General features: G+C 27.8%; 17 protein-coding genes. 9 read left to right on the forward strand and 8 right to left on the reverse strand.

Annotation, left to right across the window (positions count from 1 at the left end):
- Positions 1-77: 77 nt before the first annotated feature.
- From arsC to prfB, 3 genes are read right to left on the reverse strand one after another with little or no spacing between them, the layout of a single operon-like run.
- Entirely contained in the window at positions 78-419 is a 342-nt protein-coding gene (gene arsC / locus H9I45_RS01370; RefSeq protein ID WP_088353725.1) for an arsenate reductase (glutaredoxin), read from the reverse strand.
- A 2-nt stretch (positions 420-421) separates the two neighbouring features.
- Positions 422-2,110, reverse strand: coding sequence for a phosphoethanolamine transferase family protein (locus tag H9I45_RS01375; RefSeq protein WP_088353724.1), 1,689 nt, complete (start codon positions 2,108-2,110; stop codon positions 422-424).
- Positions 2,091-3,185 carry a peptide chain release factor 2 gene (prfB, locus tag H9I45_RS01380; RefSeq protein WP_088353723.1) on the reverse strand — a complete coding sequence of 365 codons (1,095 nt, stop codon included), beginning with the start codon at positions 3,183-3,185 and terminating at the stop codon, positions 2,091-2,093. The genes H9I45_RS01375 and prfB overlap by 20 nt, the downstream gene beginning before the upstream one ends.
- Positions 3,186-3,391: 206 nt before the next feature.
- On the opposite strand from prfB, the gene H9I45_RS01385 reads away from it, so the two are divergent.
- Entirely contained in the window at positions 3,392-5,818 is a 2,427-nt protein-coding gene (locus tag H9I45_RS01385) for a zinc-dependent metalloprotease (RefSeq protein ID WP_088353722.1), read from the forward strand.
- Positions 5,818-6,342 (forward strand): AAA family ATPase, encoded by a 525-nt coding sequence (locus H9I45_RS01390; protein WP_088353721.1) that lies wholly within the window; start codon positions 5,818-5,820, stop codon positions 6,340-6,342. The genes H9I45_RS01385 and H9I45_RS01390 overlap by 1 nt, the downstream gene beginning before the upstream one ends.
- A 4-nt stretch (positions 6,343-6,346) precedes the next feature.
- Here H9I45_RS01390 and H9I45_RS01395 read toward each other — a convergent pair whose 3' ends face one another.
- Both H9I45_RS01395 and H9I45_RS01400 read right to left on the reverse strand, forming a co-directional pair.
- Positions 6,347-7,858: a hypothetical protein gene (locus H9I45_RS01395; protein WP_191141242.1), complete on the reverse strand. Its 1,512-nt coding sequence runs from the start codon at positions 7,856-7,858 to the stop codon at positions 6,347-6,349.
- A 179-nt stretch (positions 7,859-8,037) separates the two neighbouring features.
- Complete coding sequence (locus H9I45_RS01400; RefSeq protein ID WP_191141243.1) at positions 8,038-8,808, reverse strand: hypothetical protein; 771 nt, start codon at positions 8,806-8,808, stop codon at positions 8,038-8,040.
- A gap of 135 nt (positions 8,809-8,943) precedes the next feature.
- On the opposite strand from H9I45_RS01400, the gene H9I45_RS01405 reads away from it, so the two are divergent.
- Positions 8,944-9,969 carry a threonine aldolase family protein gene (locus tag H9I45_RS01405; RefSeq protein WP_088353719.1) on the forward strand — a complete coding sequence of 342 codons (1,026 nt, stop codon included), beginning with the start codon at positions 8,944-8,946 and terminating at the stop codon, positions 9,967-9,969.
- Here the strand turns inward: H9I45_RS01405 and H9I45_RS01410 are convergent.
- The 3 genes from H9I45_RS01410 to H9I45_RS01420 are packed head-to-tail and all read right to left on the reverse strand — an operon-like array spanning position 9,960 to position 11,570.
- Positions 9,960-10,448 carry a hypothetical protein gene (locus H9I45_RS01410; RefSeq protein WP_088353718.1) on the reverse strand — a complete coding sequence of 163 codons (489 nt, stop codon included), beginning with the start codon at positions 10,446-10,448 and terminating at the stop codon, positions 9,960-9,962. The two genes, H9I45_RS01405 and H9I45_RS01410, sit on opposite strands and share 10 nt — an antisense overlap.
- A 10-nt stretch (positions 10,449-10,458) precedes the next feature.
- Complete coding sequence (locus tag H9I45_RS01415; RefSeq protein ID WP_088353717.1) at positions 10,459-11,073, reverse strand: DUF8845 family protein; 615 nt, start codon at positions 11,071-11,073, stop codon at positions 10,459-10,461.
- A gap of 2 nt (positions 11,074-11,075) precedes the next feature.
- The gene (locus tag H9I45_RS01420) at positions 11,076-11,570 is read right to left on the reverse strand and encodes an RNA polymerase sigma factor (protein WP_088353716.1); all 495 of its coding nucleotides are present in this window, start codon (positions 11,568-11,570) and stop codon (positions 11,076-11,078) included.
- A 121-nt stretch (positions 11,571-11,691) separates the two neighbouring features.
- Here H9I45_RS01420 and H9I45_RS01425 point away from each other — a divergent pair, with 121 nt between their 5' ends.
- From H9I45_RS01425 to H9I45_RS01450, 6 genes are all read left to right on the forward strand, one after another.
- The gene (locus H9I45_RS01425; protein ID WP_088353715.1) at positions 11,692-12,585 is read left to right on the forward strand and encodes a MerR family transcriptional regulator; all 894 of its coding nucleotides are present in this window, start codon (positions 11,692-11,694) and stop codon (positions 12,583-12,585) included.
- A gap of 62 nt (positions 12,586-12,647) precedes the next feature.
- Entirely contained in the window at positions 12,648-14,114 is a 1,467-nt protein-coding gene (crtID, locus tag H9I45_RS01430; RefSeq protein ID WP_088353714.1) for a bifunctional phytoene desaturase/3,4-desaturase, read from the forward strand.
- Positions 14,115-14,116: 2 nt separating this feature from the next.
- Positions 14,117-14,959, forward strand: coding sequence for a phytoene/squalene synthase family protein (locus H9I45_RS01435; RefSeq protein ID WP_088353713.1), 843 nt, complete (start codon positions 14,117-14,119; stop codon positions 14,957-14,959).
- Between the two features lies 1 nt (position 14,960).
- Complete coding sequence (locus H9I45_RS01440; RefSeq protein WP_088353712.1) at positions 14,961-15,413, forward strand: sterol desaturase family protein; 453 nt, start codon at positions 14,961-14,963, stop codon at positions 15,411-15,413.
- 536 nt (positions 15,414-15,949) lie between these two features.
- Positions 15,950-16,738 carry a metallophosphoesterase family protein gene (locus H9I45_RS01445; RefSeq protein WP_088353711.1) on the forward strand — a complete coding sequence of 263 codons (789 nt, stop codon included), beginning with the start codon at positions 15,950-15,952 and terminating at the stop codon, positions 16,736-16,738.
- 5 nt (positions 16,739-16,743) lie between these two features.
- Positions 16,744-17,340 carry a hypothetical protein gene (locus H9I45_RS01450; RefSeq protein ID WP_088353710.1) on the forward strand — a complete coding sequence of 199 codons (597 nt, stop codon included), beginning with the start codon at positions 16,744-16,746 and terminating at the stop codon, positions 17,338-17,340.
- The last annotated feature ends 69 nt before the right edge of the window (positions 17,341-17,409 follow it).

Raw genomic sequence — 17,409 nt, forward strand, 5'->3', positions numbered from 1 at the left:
AAGTTAAAGAACTTTAATTAAAAGAATTCTAAATTAAACTTTTCTGCTTTCTAACAAGTTACAGGTAAAATGACTTTTTAAATAATTGATAAAATACTTTCTGGAGGTCTACCAACAACTGCTTTTTTATTGTTAATTACAATTGGTCTTTCGATTAATTTTGGATTTTCGACCATGGCTTTTATAATTTCTGAATTCGATAATTCTTTGCCTTTGTAATTTTCTTTCCAAATTTTCTCGGTTTTACGAACCAATTCAATAGGAGAGATGCCCAACATTTTTATAATTTCCGATAACTCCTCTTCAGAAGGAACAACATCTAAATATTTTATAATTTCGAATAAATTTCCTGATTTTTCTAGAATTTCTAAACCTTGTCTCGATTTAGAACAACGTGGATTGTGGTATATTTTTATCATTTTTAATCTAATTTTAAAACTGTTTTATTTACGGTGTAAAAGGTTCTTTTTTGTAAAGTATCGAATTTTTTATTGGCAAAACTTTTTTGTTTTTTGAAATTTGGATATGAAATATTAGACATATCTAAAATTGTTTGAAATGTATTTATAGAAGATATTTTATGGTTGATATTTTTGTTTAAATTCTCTGTTTTCTCCGAGTATAAATTATTGTATTTTTTTGATGTCCAGATAAATAATGGAATTTCAATTTCGAATTTACTTGGAGTTTCGAAACCATGAAGAATTTTATTATCTTCAGTATCAAATAAATTTTCTCCATGATCGGAAATGTAATACATGTAAGAGACTGCGTTTTTTTTCTTCAACTTTTGAATAATTTCACCTAAAAGAAAATCTGTATATAAAATTGAATTGTCGTAACTATTTATAATTTCTTTTTTCTTTTTAGAGTCAGTTGTATTTTCAATAGATAGGCCTTTTTTTAATGTTGGTGTAAATTTTTTGTATTTTTCTGGATACCTATAGTTGTATCTAAAGTGGCTTCCAATGGTATGAATAATTATAAACTTTTTTTGTTTAAAATTATTTATAACATTATTAAAAATTGGTAATATATTCTCGTCGAAACCTGATGCGTCTAAAGATTTAGATGTATTTATGTAGGTATCTGCATTTTTAGAATATAAATTAAAAACACTACCGATTCCAATTTGTTGATTGCTAATCCAATATGTCGAAAACCCAGCTTCTCTAAAAGCTTTTAGAACAGATAATTCATTGTATTTTCTATTTGGTTCTTCTGGTGTTGCTCGAGTTAGCATAAATGGAACACTTAAGGAAGTAACATTCGAATTACTTTTTACGTTCTTATAAATTAGTAAATTCTTAATTGAATCTAAATTTGGTGAAGTGTTTTTTGAATATCCATAAATATGAAAATTGTGTTTTCTTGCGGTCTCACCAATAACCAACACGTAAATTTCACTTTCATTTAAAGTGTCTTTCTTTACGGCATTAAATTTAAAATTTTTTGTTTCTAAATCATATTTATTTAAGAGTTCAAAACCTTTTAAAACATTAATACATTTAATAAAAAAACCAACAGGAAAGTTTTTTGTCATTTGTACTTTAAAAGAATAGTTAATTGTCGTAATAATATCAGATTTCGATTCGTGATTATTATAAGCTAATCGAAAATTCCTTATTCCAAGTATGGTAAAAGTGAATAAAAATAATAGTAAGATTGTTTTTTTAAATTTTTTTGATACATAAAATGAGTTTTTTACTCTTGTAGAAATCCACAAAATTAAAAAGAGAATAATTAAAGACAAAACAAAATAATTAACGTTAGAAATAATTAACTCTTTTGTTTCGTTAAAATTCGTTTGAAATATATTTGCTATTATTTCTTGTGAAGAAATTGTTTTGAAATGTAAAATATGATAGGATTCAAAAACTACTACAGGAAATAATAATAAAATTATATATGTATAAAATTTAGGTTTTAAAAATGATAAAGGAAGCAAAACAATTGAAAACGATATTAAAAAAAAGACTATTTTCTTAAACAAACTACCTACAGCAGAATCTTCTCCAATTATAATTAATAAAAGGTTAGGAATCATTAAAAAAATAATTAATGATGCAATATAAAAGTATTGTCTTTTATTACGAATCTTTCTGTCCATTCAACATTAAATAAGATTTTAAAAACGGATTGATATCTCCATTCATTACATTGTCTACATTTCCAGTTTCATGTCCAGTTCTTACATCTTTTACCAGTTTATAAGGATGCATTACATAGTTTCGAATTTGACTTCCCCATTCGTTTTTTAACTTTCCTGACTCAATTTCGTCTCTTGCGGCTTGTTGTTTTTGCAATTCAATTTCGTATAATTGAGACTTTAACATTTTTAAAGCAGTGGCTCTATTGTCATGCTGAGAACGAGAATTAGAACAAGAAATCTGAATACCTGTGGGTTTATGTGTCAACTGAACTTTCGTTTCTACTTTGTTTACATTTTGTCCTCCAGCACCACTTGATCTTGCTGTAACAATTTCGATGTCAGCAGGATTTATTTCAATTTCTATAGAATCATCTGCTACAGGAAAAACATAAACCGAACCAAAAGTAGTGTGTCTTTTTGCATTTGAATCGAAAGGCGAAATTCGCACCAATCTGTGCACGCCATTTTCTCCTTTTAGCCAACCAAAAGCATAATCGCCATCAATTTCTATAGTAATTGTTTTAATACCAACAACATCACCAGCTTGATAATTAAGTGTTTTTAATTTAAAACCTTGTTTTTCTGCCCACATTGTATACATTCTCGAGAGCATTTCTACCCAATCGCAACTTTCTGTTCCTCCAGCACCAGCTGTAATTTGTATAGTTGCAGAGAGCGAATCTCCTTCCTCTGAAAGCATGTTTCTAAATTCTATATCTTCTAAAAAAGTACTTACATTTTCGAATTGTTCTTCAATTTCACTTTCTTCAACTTCACCTTCTTTATAAAATTCATACAAAACTGTAATATCTTCATTTAAAGTGATGGCTTTGTTATAATCTTCGACCCATTTTTTCTTAAAACGAAGCTCTTTCATAACAATTTCTGCGTTTTTTGGATCATTCCAAAAATCGGGATTTGCCGTTTTTTCTTCTTCATTGGCAATTTCAATAAGTTTTTTATCAATCTCTAAGTAAGATTTTAGCTTGTCGATTCTTTCAGAAATATTTTTGAGTTGGTCTTGTGTTATCATAGAATTTAAAATAAATCTGTCGCGAAGTCACGAATTTTATTTGTGAAAATTAATTTAAAAACACATAAGAATCATTCGATTTTTTAATTCGTGAATTCGTGGTATTTTTAAAGTGAAAGATTATATTACAAAAATAAATCAAATTTTATGATTTCTTCTTTTAAAAACTAATAGTTATTTATAGATTTATAAAAAATATAACAATCATGAAAAAATTACTCTTACTACTATGTTTAGTTTCATTTTCTTTGAATGGTTTTTCTCAGTTTTTTACTGAGAAATCTGGAGATAAACTTCAAAAAGGAATAACAAAATTCGATGGATATTTTACTTTTTATTACGATACTAATCAAGATAAAATATTCTTACAAATAGATAAAATTAATAGCGATTTCTTATATGTACGTTCACTTTCGGAAGGAATTGGCTCGAACGATATTGGTTTAGATCGTGGGCAATTAGGAGGTGGAGTAGTGGTTCATTTTAAAAAAGTAGGTAATAAGTTAATGTTGATTCAGCCAAATCAAGATTTTAGAGCAATTACCAATAATAAAGAAGAAAAACAGTCTGTAAAAGAAGCATTTGCAAAATCGGTTTTACATGGTTTTGTAATCAAAGAACAAAAAAAAGGAACCTATTTAGTAGATGCAACTTCTTTTTTTATGAGAGATGCTCATGGTGTTTCTAGAACTTTGGCAAGAAATAACCAAGGAAATTATAGTTTAGATAAAAGCAAATCTGCTTTTAATATGGCAAGAACAAAAGCATTTCCTAAAAATGTAGAATTTGATATAATGTTAACTTTTAAAGGTTCTCCTAAAGGATATAATATTAGAAGTGTAACTCCAGATGCCAGTTTAGTTACTGTTCATCAGCATCATTCTTTTGTAGAGTTACCAGATAATAATTACAAACCAAGAAAATTCGACGCGCGCTCAGGAGGTTACCCAATGTCTTATTTAGATTATGCAACCCCAGTAAATGAATCAATTACAAAACGTTTTATTTACAGACACAGATTAGAAAAAAAAGACCCAAATGCTACAATTTCTGAAGCCAAAAAACCAATTATTTATTATTTAGACAGAGGAACTCCAGAACCAGTTCGTTCTGCATTATTAGATGGAGGTAATTGGTGGAATCAGGCCTTTGATGCTGCAGGTTATAAAAATGCTTTTCAAATGAAAATGTTACCTGAAGGTGCAGATCCTTTAGATGTTCGTTACAATATGGTGCAATGGGTTCATAGATCAACTAGAGGCTGGAGTTATGGCGCAAGCATATCTGACCCAAGAACTGGAGAAATAATTAAAGGTCATGTAAGTTTAGGTAGTTTACGAATTCGTCAAGATTTCTTAATTGCACAAGCGTTGCAAGCTCCTTACAAAAATAATATAGTGCAAGATGATTTTGCGCTACAAATGGCAATTGCTAGAATTAGACAATTATCTGCACACGAAATAGGGCATACTTTAGGTTTTGCGCACAATTTTTCTGCAAGTACAAATGGTAGAGCTTCAGTAATGGATTATCCACATCCAAAATTTAGTTTGAAGGGAGATGGAAGTATCGATTTTTCTGATGCTTATGATACAAAAATTGGAGATTGGGATAAAGTAACAGTTGCCTATTTTTATCAAGATTTTCCTTCGGATAAAAATGAAGAAGTTGAGTTAAATAAAATTTTAGAAAAAGCCACAGAAAATGGATTAAAATATTTGTCAGACCAAGATGCAAGAAGCCAAGGAAGTGCAAGTGCATCTGCACATTTGTGGGATAATGGAGGTAATATTCATGATGAATTATATAATATTTTAAAGATAAGAAAAACAGCCATTGAAAAATTTTCTACTGATAATATAAAAACAAATGAACCATATTCTGTGCTGGAAGATGTTTTTGTACCATTATATTTCTTTCATAGATTTCAAACAGAAGCAACTGTAAAACTTATTGGAGGTTTAGATTATTCTTACGCTGTAAAAGGCGATAACCAAACAATTGTAAAAAGAGTTTCTGGAACTACAGAAAGAATCGCTTTACAAGCAATATTACAGACTATTAATATTGATGAAATTGCAATTCCGAAAGAAAAATTAGCATTATTTCCACCAAGAGCAATGGGTTATGGTAGAAGTAGAGAATCTTTTAATAGTAAGTTAGGTGTTGCTTTTGATGCTTTTTCTGCAGTAGAAACCGCATCTGAAATGACATTGAATTTATTACTAAATCCACAAAGAGCATCAAGATTAATTGCACATAAAAGTCTACAAAAAAACCAGCTTGGTTTAGATGAATTGATTGATGAATTGGTGAATAAAACCATTAAAAAAACACATAAAGATACTTACTACCAAGAATTGCAAAATGTTGTAAATATTAAAGTTTTAGAGCAACTTTTTGCTTTGGGTGCAAATAAAAATCAATATGCTCAAGTAAATGCAATTGTAAATTTTAAGATCGATGAAATTAAATCAATTTTAAATAGTAGTAATTCTCCAGGAATCCAAAATATGTACAACAAAGCCATGATTAAAATGATTGAAGATTTTAAGAAAAATCCAAATTCATTCAAGAAAAATAAAGCGCCTAAAATTCCAGATGGTTCTCCAATTGGGAGTGATAAATATTAATGAAAAGAAAAATAATAATCACAGGAACAACTTGTACTGGAAAAACAACTTTAGGTAGAAAATTAGCAAAAGAATTATCTATTATACAAATAGATTTAGACGATTTACACTTTCTGCCAAACTGGGTAGAAAAAGAGAAAGAGATTTTTGTAAAAGATGTAAATAAGGAAATACAAAAATATGATGAATGGATTGTTTCAGGAAGTTATCAATCACTTTTAAAAGATACAGTTTGGCAAGAAGCAAACACAATTATTTGGTTAGATTATCCTTTAAATCTAATTATTAGAAGATATTTTATAAGAACTTATAGAAGAGTATTTCTAAAAGAAAAATGTTGTGGTGAAAATTATGAAACTTTAGCTAAAACCTTCTCTAAAGAAAGTTTATTTCTATGGATTTTTAAAACCTATTGGCACAGAAAAAGAAGAATGAAAGATTGGAAATCTACATTATTTTCTCATAAAAAATGGATTGTTTTAGAATCTCCCAAAGAAGAAAAAACACTTAAAAATATTTTATAAATATTTAGTCTACAGTAATTTCTGTGGTTTGGTAAAGTGGAATTCCAGAAGTTGTAATTCCTTGGACTTCTATAACGTATTTACTGTCTGCATCCGACGTGAAAAACGATATTTCTACAGCTTTTTTTCCATCTATAACAATATTTGGTGCCCAATGTAAAGTTGTTCTAATATCTGCTTTAGTTTGTTCTTCAAAACCATTTATATGATCTGGAGCATAAAATTCTTTTGCAGTATAAAAGCCTGATGCAATATAATCTATAATGCCTGGCTTTCTTTTTACTTTTCTTTTCGAGTTAAACCCACCACCTTGTTTGGAGTACATAGAAATTACTGCACCATTACTACTAAGCATTAAAGCATCTCCACCTGTTAAAACGTCGATAAATGAAATTTCTGAAGCAGAAATTAAAGATAAATCTGAAACATCGATTGGATTTTCATCTAACATTAAAAGCGGTCTTTCATTTGGTTGTCTTGTTATTATAAGTGAATCATTAATTACTCTTACTCCTAAAATACTATTAAATAATTGTAAAGCAGAGTTGCTACCATAATTATGTTTTGTAACATCAAACCTGTTTGTAGCAAATCCATACGAAGCTCTTGCATTCATGTTTTCTTCTCTTATATCTTCTAAATTTTTCAATTTAGAATTTACAACAACTTCATCTAAAATATAGTCAGATTGTTTAAATTGATTTTTAATATCTTCTAAATATTTCTGAAATTTTAAATAGGAATCAACATCATTTTTAGGTCTTTTTTCGCCTTCGTTATTCGATTTTAATGGCAATTTTGCTACTTCTTCAAAGGTATTTGGGATTATTAATATTTTTCTGTCTTTAATTTCATTAGATTGAAAATTATTAATTCTGGCTTCTACAAGTACAGGAATGCTATCAAAAAATAAAAAAGGACCATAAGAATATTCTCCATTATTATTAGATTTTTGAATAGGTTCTTGTTCATAAACCTTTCCAATAAATGTTAATCTTGTTGGCACAGATTTAATTCCATAAGGAGCTTCCATATTTAAAGTTTTACCAGAAATAATAATTCCTTTTTCAGCTTCAAATTTTTGCTTATTTTGTTGATTTGTGTTTATTTCTTGCCAAGTAAATCTCCTCCAACCATGTGTTAACATAACTAAATCTAACAAATATCTACGTTTTCTAATGTTTTCGTTTTCAAAAAAATAATTAGGGTTTTTAATCTTTCCTCTTAAATCGGAATTTAATAATAACCAAGTTTTTATGTTTTCTTCTTTGGTATTTTCTGGGGAAATATTCAAATCTTTTACAGTCATAGAAAGTTTACTAGGAATGTTGTTTTTTAGTGCATCTTCCACATTTATTTTTAGAGTAATTTTTTTTCTATTTCCAAAATATTCTTTTGGTTTTTCTATTGAAATGGCTGTTTTTTTATTGTCGTTTTCAATAAAAATAAGACGCTCACAAACAGGTTGGGTATTCGAATTGAAAAGTGTTATATGTAAAACACCACTATTTAGCATTTTTATTGGAATCTTTAGAGTTTTAGAATTTACAACATTGCTAAAAGAGTTGTTATATATTAATTTTCCTCGTTGATGAATAACTAAAGAAGTACCTAGCAAACCATTAATAGTTGTCGACTTTAAGTCAATAAATAATTCTTTTTGATTATTTGTGGCATTAACAACAAATCCTTTTTCTAATGAAATGGGTAGTTTGTAAGTATATGTTTTCTCGTTTTTTTTATAACTGCGAAATATGTTTTACCTTTTTCTGGAGTAATAAAAAATTCTCCTAAACCAAATTCTACAGATTTAAAACTGGTAATTTCATTATTATTTTCATCCCTAATTATTCCATTAATTTTAACTTCATTAAAAATAGCATCTTTTAATTTTATAGCTACTTTATTTAAAAGTCCATCTACTAAATAGCCTCCTTGAGGGTAAAAACTTATGTCTGGTTTAATCTCAATATTATTATAAGTATTATTTTTTTGAGTGCTTTCTTTATTATTTTCTAATTTATTAGAAGACCAAATTTTTATTTCCTTTTGGAAAAAAAAATCAGGATCCTTATTTCTCATATAATTTGTGTAGGCTCTTATTTTATAGTTTCCAGATTTTATATTCTTAGATAATTTAAAATCTCCAGCAGTATTTAAATTGTTTATAAAAAGTTTTTTACGATCAATAACGCTATCTTTTTCGTTAATTAACTCAGCATAGATTAAAGCACTTTTTTGTGATTTTTGATGTGTTACTCCATTCACTAAATACGCAGAAAACCAAACAGTATCTTCATTAGAATAAAAGGTTTTATCTGAATGAATAAATATTTTTTCTGGATAATTTTTTAAATTATATGTAAGAAGATTCTCTGAAATTGATTCTGTAAAATAATTTTGAGAATTTGTAGATATTGCAAGGAAAGAAAATGCAACCATCAAAAATAATTTAATATGTTTCATAAGAAAAAATAGAATATTATTAATACCAAAAATACTATTAACAAAAAGATATTATAATTTTTAATTCTTAAAAATAACGTTATTTTGTTTGTGTTTTTTTTAAAATAGCATAATTTTAGCAGATATATAAGAAATATGATAATAGACTTAATTTCAGATACTGTAACTAGACCAACAAAAGAAATGTTGGAAGTAATGATTACTGCAAAAGTTGGTGATGATGTTTTTAAAATGGATCCAACAGTAAATGAGTTGCAAGAAAAAGTTGCCAAAATGTTTGGAATGGAAGATGCTTTATTTTTTCCCTCTGGAACAATGGCGAATCAAGCAGCTATAAAATTACATACACAACCTGGAGATAAATTAATTTGCGATAAATACGCACATGTTTATAATTACGAAGGTGGAGGAGCAGCATTTAATTCTGGAGTAACCTGTAAATTAATTGATGGAAACAGAGGAATGTTTACTGCTGCACAATTACAAGAAGCAGTTGCAGGAAGATCGGATATTCATGTTCCGTTTTCGAGCTTAGTTTGTATCGAAAACACCACAAATAAAGGTGGTGGAGCTTGTTGGGATTTTTCTGAATTGGAAAAATTGCAGAAAATTTCCAAAGAAAATAACTTGGCTTTTCATTTAGATGGAGCACGTTTATTTAATGCTTTGGTTGCAAAAAATGAAACTCCAAAACAATATGGGGCAATATTCGATACCATTTCTATTTGTTTATCTAAAGGTTTAGGAGCACCAATTGGTTCTATTTTAGTAGGAAGTAAAGAGCATATTGCTAAAGCACTAAGAATTCGGAAATTATTTGGAGGAGCTATGAGGCAAGCTGGTTTTTTGGCAGCTGCAGCAATCTATGCATTAGACAATCATATAGAAAGATTGGCAGAAGATCATAAAAAAGCACAAGAAATAGGAGTTGTTTTAAAGTCAGTTTCTTATGTTACAAAAGTGGAAACTATTGAAACAAATATTATAATATTTTATGTTGATGAAAAAATAGGAGCAGACAATTTTATCAATAGTATGAAAGGAAAAAATATTCTTTTAACGCCAATGGGAGAAGGAAGAATTAGAATTGTTACGCATTTAGATTATACAGAGGAAATGCACAAAATTTTATTGAAAGAATTGATAAATTATCAGAAATAAAAACGGACAACTGGTGAAATTGGCGAAGCAAATACGCTCTTATTCTCATCATATAAAACATCATATCTTATACCAACAGCAAATCTTCCTTGGTTATAAGCAACACCTAAATGTAGAGCTGGGAAATTTGTTTTTACAGAATTATTACTGCTAAAATCGGTTTGTTTTGCAAAATAATAATCTAAATCTCCAGAAAATTGTATACCAAAATCTGTTTGATATAAAGAAATTATACTTGCACCATAAACATTTGTAGTAAAGTCGTTAATTCTAGAGTACAAATAATTTACACCAGTTCCTAAAGAAAAACCATTGTTAAAATTATAAATAGCACTTGGCGAAATACCTACTGTAGTTTGGTTGTTTCCAAAACCCAAGGTAAATCCACCTCCATATTGTACATTGTCCCAGAAATCTGCTTTTTGTGAAAAACAAGTTAATGATAAACAGATACATAAAACAGATAAAAACTTTTTCATAACAACTCTTTTAGTTTGCGCTGTCTAATTTAGCCAATTCCTTGTAATTTCTTTTCAATTTTTTTAATAAAATTCCATAAAGTAGTCTGTAAAATAAATACAAGACTGCTAACATTACTGTTGTTAATAAAAGAGTTAATAAGCAAAACAATATAATTTGTTTTGCATTAAAGTCTTGAAAATTTAAATTTATTTCAGCAACCATTACAATAACTGAGATTAAAGCAATATAAATTAAGTTGAAAATCACATAATTTCGAACAGTTTTTCTAGTTTTTAGAATTTTTTTCATTAAAACTCTAGTAGAATCTGAAGTAGAAATTTTTCGATAATTCAAATAAAACTTCATCAAAAAATAGAAGATTATTATATAAAATACTATCTGTGAGAAATATATAAAATTTTCTAATCCTATTTTTTTATACTCTGCGTAAGCATCATCCATATCAACAAAAAAGTACAGTGAGTTTAAAAATATAAACTCTAAAATACCAATAATAAAAATCCATTTTACAATAGATGATGATTTTGAGTGCGCTAACTTGTAAATTTCAATAGCAGAAAATTTACTAATTTCTTCTGGCTGGTTTACCCAAGCCTTTTTATAATTTTCTAATAAATCCATAATTATGGGTTTAATATGTTTTTTAATTTTTCCTTTGCTCTGTTCATTTTTACTCTTGCATTTACACTAGAAATACCTAATGTTTCCGAAATTTCCTTGTAAGGTTTATCCTCTAAGTATAAAAAAATAAGTGCCTTATCAATATCATTTAATTGATGAACTGCTTTGTAAAGAGCCTTTAATTGTACTTCTTCAGTATCATCGTAATCTGTTGCTTTTACTTTAAAAGCAACATCACTAAAATCTTGTGTTTTCACTTTTCGAGTAGATTTTCTATATAACGAAATCGCTGTATTTAATGCTACTCTATACATCCATGTACTAAATTTAGAATCTCCCCGAAATTTTGGGTAGTTTTTCCAAACCTGTATGGTTATTTCTTGAAATAAATCGTTGTGAGCACTTTGGTTTGTAGTATAAAGTCTACAAATTTTATGCGCAATATTCTGATTTTTTTCAAAGTCCGCTAAAAAATTCTTCTCTAAATCTTTATGCACTTGCTTTGTTGGTTGATTGTTATTTATAAGTAGCTCAAAAGTATAAAATGTTACAATTCTTTAAAAAAATATTTTTTTGATGTAAATTTTTTTACATTTGTTCAAACATAATTTAATTATATTGAACAATATTAAGCAAGATTTTACGATTAAAGACCTTGAAAATATTTCAGGAATTAAGGCTCATACTATACGTATATGGGAAAAACGATATAATTTATTAGAGCCAAAAAGAACAGATACAAACATTCGTTATTACTCTCATAGCAATTTACAAAAACTTTTAAATGTTGTTTTATTAAACAAAAACAACTACAAAGTTTCTAAAATTGCCAAAATGAATGACGAGGAAATAAAACTCCAAGCAAGAGAATTGGCATTTTCTTTAGCAATAGAAGACGAAGCTATTAATTCTTTAAAATTATCGATGTTACAATTCGATAAAGCGTTGTTTAATAATACTTATGACCAGTTATTGCATAAAAAAACATTCAGAGAAATTTTTAAAGATGTTTTTATGCCTTTTTTAAATCATATTGGTTTATTGTGGCAAACAGATACAGTTTTACCTGCCCACGAACATTTTATATCTAATTTAATTGCTCAAAAAATACATACGAATACAGAGAAATTACAATATAGTATCCCAAAATCGAAAAATACATATGTTTTGTTTTTACCAGAAAACGAAATTCACGAACTAGGTTTATTATATTTAAATTATGAGTTGGTTCTAAGAGGAAATCATACAATATATTTAGGGCAAAGTTTGCCTTTAGATAATTTGCATCATTTTTTCGATAATGATAGAGAAATCTGTTTTATTACTTCGTTAACAGTGCAACCTTATGATGATAAATTGAATGCTTATTTTATTGAAATTGAAAAGGCTTTAAAAGATAAAAATCATCAATTTATTGCAATTGGTCATAAAACTACTTTACTCAAAAAAAGTGATTATAATTTTAACTTGTCACTTTATAATTCTGTAAAAGAAGTGTTAAAAGTCTTATAAATTTCAGTTACTAAACTTAAAACTGTTTAATAAATTAATATATTTGTTAAACATTATATTTTATGGATAAAGAAATTCACATTATTGGATCAGGATTTTCTGCACTTGCAGCTTCTTGTTATTTAGCAAAAGAAGGTTACAAAGTTACTGTTTTAGAGAAAAATAGTACGTTAGGAGGAAGAGCAAGGCAATTTAAAAAAGATGGATTTACATTCGATCTTGGTCCATCTTGGTACTGGATGCCAGATGTTTTTGAACGTTTTTTTGCCGATTTTGGTAAAAAACCTTCAGATTATTATACGTTGGATAAACTAAATCCTGGTTATGAGGTTTATTTTGGTGAAAATTCATCTTTAAAAATATCAGAAAATTTAGAAGACATTTATAAAATGTTCGAAGAAGAAGAAAAAGGAAGCGCAAAGCATTTAAAAACTTTTTTAGACTCTGCAAAATCGAATTACGAAACTGCTATCTTAGATTTGGTTTACAGACCAGGAATTTCACCTTTAGAATTGGTAACAACAAAAACTGTAGCTAGAGTTACACAGTTTTTTTCAACAATTAGAAAACAAGTAAGAAAAAATATAAAGAGTTCTAAATTAATTCAAATTTTAGAATTTCCAGTTTTATTTTTAGGAGCAAAACCTAGCAATACTCCTGCGTTTTATAACTTTATGAATTATGCAGATTTTGGCCTAGGAACTTGGCATCCAAGAGGAGGAATGTATAAAGTTGTAGAAGGTATGGTTTCTTTAGCAGAATCTTTAGGTGTAAATTTTCAGATAAATTCAAATGTCGAAAAAATTCTAACAGATATAAACAAAAACGTTAAAGGTTTGTTGGTAAATGGTAAGGAAGTTAAAACAAATTTAATTTTAAGTGGCGCAGATTATCATCACACAGAAACCTTATTAGACGAAAGTTTAAGACAGTACTCAGAAAAATATTGGGATAAGAAAATATTTGCACCATCATCTTTATTATTCTATGTTGGTTTTAATAAGAAAATAACAAATGCTAGTCATCATACGTTATTTTTCGATTCAGATTTCGATGCACATGCAAAAGAAATTTACGATAATCCAAAATGGCCCACAGATCCATTATTTTATGCTAACTTTACTTCTATGACAGATAAGACTTCTGCACCAGAAGGTAAAGAAGCAGGTTTTTTCTTAATTCCTTTAGCACCAGGAATTGAAGATACAGCAACATTAAGAGAAACGTATTTTAATAAAATAATAGAAAGATTTGAAAAATTAACAAACCAAGAAGTTAAAAAATACGTATTATTTAATAGATCGTTTTGTGTAAACGATTTTAAAGAAGAATACAACTCTTATAAAGGCAATGCTTATGGTATGGCAAATACTTTATTGCAAACAGCTTTTTTAAGGCCAAAAATTAAAAGCAGTAAAGTAAAAAATTTATATTTTACAGGTCAGTTAACGGTTCCAGGCCCAGGAGTTCCACCAGCATTAATTTCTGGAAAAATAGCGTCGGAATTAATTATAAAAAAACAACATTAACTATGAAAGAATTATTTGATACGGTTTCAAATGATTGTAGCAAACTTGTTACAAAAAAATACAGCACTTCTTTTTCTTTGGCTGTAAATATGTTGTCCCCAAAAATTAGAACAGATATCTATAATATTTATGGTTTCGTTCGTTTTGCTGATGAGATTGTAGACACTTTTCATGATTATGATAAAGAGGAGTTAATGGCGCATTTCGAGAAAGATTATTACTTAGCACAAGAAAAAGGGATTAGCTTAAACCCTATTTTAAACTCTTTCCAGCAAACTGTAAATAGATATAATATTCCAGATCACATGGTACAGGCTTTTTTATCGAGCATGAAAGCCGATTTATACAAAACAGAATATCAAACAAAAGAAGAATATGATGCGTATATTTATGGTTCTGCAGACGTTGTAGGTTTAATGTGTTTAAAAGTGTTTGTAAATGGAGATAATGATCAATTTAACGAATTAAAAGATGCAGCAATGCGTTTGGGGTCCGCTTTTCAGAAAGTAAATTTTCTAAGAGATTTAAAAGACGATTTAGAGTTGTTAAATCGTTCTTATTTTCCAAATATCGATTTAGGTAAATTAGACCAATCTTCAAAACAAATAATTATAGACGAAATTGAAGCCGATTTCGATTATGCATTTAAAAATGGAATTTTAAAATTACCAGTAGAAGCAAAATTCGGAGTATATATGGCATATAGATATTACAGAAGGTTATTAAAGAAATTAAGTAATGTACCTTCAGAACAAATTATGGACACCAGAATTAGAATATCTGATCCAATGAAAATAAATTTGCTTGCAAGAAGTTATGTAAAATATAAATTAAACATGATTTAAAATGTTATACGCATTAATTACGCTAGCTGTTTTTTTATTGATGGAATGTGTAACTTGGCTTACACATAAGTATGTAATGCATGGTTTTGGCTGGTTTTTACACGAGGACCATCATGAGCCAGGTTATCCTCATGTTTTCGAAAAAAATGATGCTTTTTTTATCGTTTTTGCGATACCTAGTATGGCATTATTTTTTTTAGGAACCTACACACCACACACATATTTACTTTTTATTGGTTTAGGAATCTTATGTTACGGAATTGCCTATTTTTTAGTACACGATGTTTTAATTCACCAACGTTTTAAATGGTTTAAAAACACAGATAATAGATACTTAAAAGCTTTAAGAAAAGCACACAAAGTGCACCATAAAAATATGGGTAAAGAAGACAGCCAATGTTTTGGAATGTTGTTTGTACCTCTTAAATATTTTAAAGAACAGAATTTGTTTTAATTTTGTTTTGGGCGTTTTAACGGGCTTTCGCTACTCGTTTTTTTATGAAAATTAAAAAAGAGCTCAAACAATTAGCCTGTCTTGAGCGAAGTCGAAAGGCTCAATCCTTAACACACTTACTTCGAGTTTTTTTGCTTTCACAAAGGTTTTTCTCTTTTCAAAAATTATTCAGTTTCAATCTAATATATAATTAAACCAATATCTCGAAATGTAATATTTATTTACTCGATTTAATTCTTCCTAATTTTTTTAAAAAAAATTAAAGAATATTTAAAACGAAATAGTTTTAACACAGTTCTAATTTCTAAAGTTTTAATAGTTATACCTACATAACGCTTGTAATCAAAAACTTATTTTTACAGGAACTTCTACTAAAATTAATTAGTTAAAATTTGTAAATTTTTATTTCTAAAATTTTTAATTATTTCTGTAAGATTATAAGTTTAACACGTCTATGTATGTATATTTAAACTTTTTAAAAACCTATAAATTTGTATGGATTTGATAATGAGTACCTTTAAAATGATAATAAAAAAATGAAATATTTTAGAATAATAATACTATTGATATTTGCAGGTTTTTTTTCTTCCTGTGAACACTTTTTTGAATTTAGTGTATATGAAGCAAATGTAAAAGCTTCAAATAAAAATACAACCTCTAAAAATCTACAATTATTAGAAAATATTACAGTCCAATCTCAAGAGTTTAAGTTCGCATTTCTTTCGGATGTTCACTATTATTATGATGATCTTAAAGCAGTAATAGATGACATAAACAAAAGAGAAGATGTTTTGTTTGTAATTTTTGGAGGTGATATTGCAGATCAAGCATTATTAAAAGAGTATGAGTTTTTTTATGATATAATGAAAACTTTAAAAAAACCATACTTTACAGTTATTGGAAATCACGATTATAATTCAAATGGAGGTTTTATATACAAAACAATGTTTGGAGATTATAATTACTCTTTCGAATTTAATAATAACAAATTTGTGCTTTTTGATGATGTTGTTTTAGAGAGTAATAAAGACCCAGATTTTAATTGGTTGTCTAGTGAGTTAATTGGAAATGAGAATTATAATCAAGTATTTGTAATTGCACATATTCCACCAAATGGCGATCAATTTAATGATGAAATGGAACAAAAATATAGAACAATATTGAAAGAGAATAACGTGCCTTTATCTTTACATGGTCATACTCACACTTATTCTTATGAACAAGGAGATGTAAGTTATTTTACGGTACCATCACTAAAAGATTTAGGTTATGGAATTGTAACTGTACAAGAAAAAAGTTTTAATGTTGAATTGATAGAGCTATAAACAAAATGAAGACTAAAAAAAATATTATAGTATCTATAGCATTAATATACGTTACTTTTTTTAATGCACAAGAGCCAAGTTCTAATGATAAAAAACCATGGTACAAGCCAGATTATGTAAAAATGCAATTTGGAGGTAACATTGGTTTTATTTCTCTTGGTATTGGGTATGAAGTTTTCGAGAATGTATTGTTTTCAGAACTATTATATGGTTACGTACCAAAATCTATTTCCCAAGCAGATAGAATACATTTAATAACAATAAAAAACACTTTTCCAATAATTAAAAAAGAGATTGGTAAAAACTTAACTATTTCTCCAATTGCTGGTTTTGCGACTACTTTAGATATTGGTACAACCACATTTACCACACTTCCAAGTAAATATCCAGATGGTTATTATGTTCCTACAGCTATTCATTTTACGTTGTATGCAGGTGCTTCTGTACATCAAAATTTTAAAAACACTAAAATCTTTAAAGGTGCCGATTTTTATTTTGAAGTAGGAACTGTAGAATCTTATTTATGGTACGCTATTACAACAAAAGAAGTAAAAATGAAAGATATTTTTAGTTTTGATGTGGGTGTAAACTTTTACTTATAAATTAAAAGCTCTATTTAAAATATATAAATAGAGCTTTTTCTTATTTTGAATTTTAAACTTTTACGAGTT

This window comes from Polaribacter haliotis, assembly GCF_014784055.1.
In the GTDB taxonomy this organism is placed as follows: Bacteria; Bacteroidota; Bacteroidia; order Flavobacteriales; family Flavobacteriaceae; genus Polaribacter; species Polaribacter haliotis.

Bases quoted from the DNA above. Each gene is read 5' to 3' on its own strand.
- H9I45_RS01435 (WP_088353713.1), top strand. From the start codon at position 14,117: ATGAAAGAATTATTTGATACGGTTTCAAATGATTGTAGCAAACTTGTT.
- H9I45_RS01450 (WP_088353710.1), top strand. From the start codon at position 16,744: ATGAAGACTAAAAAAAATATTATAGTATCTATAGCATTAATATACGTT.
- H9I45_RS01410 (WP_088353718.1), bottom strand. From the start codon at position 10,448: ATGAAAAAGTTTTTATCTGTTTTATGTATCTGTTTATCATTAACTTGT.
- H9I45_RS01445 (WP_088353711.1), top strand. From the start codon at position 15,950: ATGAAATATTTTAGAATAATAATACTATTGATATTTGCAGGTTTTTTT.
- crtID (WP_088353714.1), top strand. From the start codon at position 12,648: ATGGATAAAGAAATTCACATTATTGGATCAGGATTTTCTGCACTTGCA.
- arsC (WP_088353725.1), bottom strand. From the start codon at position 419: ATGATAAAAATATACCACAATCCACGTTGTTCTAAATCGAGACAAGGT.
- H9I45_RS01375 (WP_088353724.1), bottom strand. From the start codon at position 2,110: ATGGACAGAAAGATTCGTAATAAAAGACAATACTTTTATATTGCATCA.
- H9I45_RS01440 (WP_088353712.1), top strand. From the start codon at position 14,961: ATGTTATACGCATTAATTACGCTAGCTGTTTTTTTATTGATGGAATGT.
- H9I45_RS01385 (WP_088353722.1), top strand. From the start codon at position 3,392: ATGAAAAAATTACTCTTACTACTATGTTTAGTTTCATTTTCTTTGAAT.
- H9I45_RS01390 (WP_088353721.1), top strand. From the start codon at position 5,818: ATGAAAAGAAAAATAATAATCACAGGAACAACTTGTACTGGAAAAACA.
- prfB (WP_088353723.1), bottom strand. From the start codon at position 3,185: ATGATAACACAAGACCAACTCAAAAATATTTCTGAAAGAATCGACAAG.
- H9I45_RS01395 (WP_191141242.1), bottom strand. From the start codon at position 7,858: ATGCTAAATAGTGGTGTTTTACATATAACACTTTTCAATTCGAATACC.
- H9I45_RS01405 (WP_088353719.1), top strand. From the start codon at position 8,944: ATGATAATAGACTTAATTTCAGATACTGTAACTAGACCAACAAAAGAA.
- H9I45_RS01415 (WP_088353717.1), bottom strand. From the start codon at position 11,073: ATGGATTTATTAGAAAATTATAAAAAGGCTTGGGTAAACCAGCCAGAA.
- H9I45_RS01400 (WP_191141243.1), bottom strand. From the start codon at position 8,808: ATGAAACATATTAAATTATTTTTGATGGTTGCATTTTCTTTCCTTGCA.